This is a genomic window from Bradyrhizobium sp. NBAIM08, assembly GCF_020193935.1.
Lineage (GTDB): Bacteria > Pseudomonadota > Alphaproteobacteria > Rhizobiales > Xanthobacteraceae > Bradyrhizobium > Bradyrhizobium yuanmingense.
Window position 1 is genome coordinate 1 of the sequence record NZ_JADYVR010000889.1, and the last position, 408, is coordinate 408.

Below are 408 nucleotides of genomic sequence, written 5' to 3' on the forward strand. Positions count from 1 at the left end.
TCCGCGAACTCGGCAAGCGGCGGATCGACGCGTTCATACCCGTGCAGCCGCGCCGCCTCCAGCACCCGCGCCTCGAGCGCGGCGGCGGCATCGGCGAACGGCGGCAGGCGATCGCGAAATCCCTCGGGGAGCAAAGCAGTCATCGTGGAGGGCCCTAGCCGCTTCGCTCCCCGGAAGGGAGTTAGAAGTTGAGGCCCATCGCGGTGCGCACGCCAGGCAGCGCCTTCACCGTCGCGAGCAGGTCGGCGGTGACCGGCTCGTCGACCGACAGCAGCAACACCGCCTCACCCCCCGCGTCGCGGCGGCCGAGATGGAAGGTGCCGATATTGACGCCTGCCTCGCCCAGCGCGGTGCCGAGCCGGCCGATGAATCCCGGCGCGTCCTCGTTGACGACGTACAGCATTGGCC

Annotated in this window: 2 protein-coding genes; both read right to left on the reverse strand. The window is 70.6% G+C overall.

The features are described 5' to 3' along the window. Positions 1–143: ATP phosphoribosyltransferase regulatory subunit (locus tag I6F37_RS46880; protein WP_225154761.1), on the reverse strand; the 143-nt coding region annotated here is incomplete at its 3' end. A gap of 38 nt (positions 144–181) precedes the next feature. Further along, on the reverse strand, positions 182–408 hold a 227-nt coding region (locus I6F37_RS42560; RefSeq protein WP_225154760.1), incomplete at its 5' end, for an ACT domain-containing protein.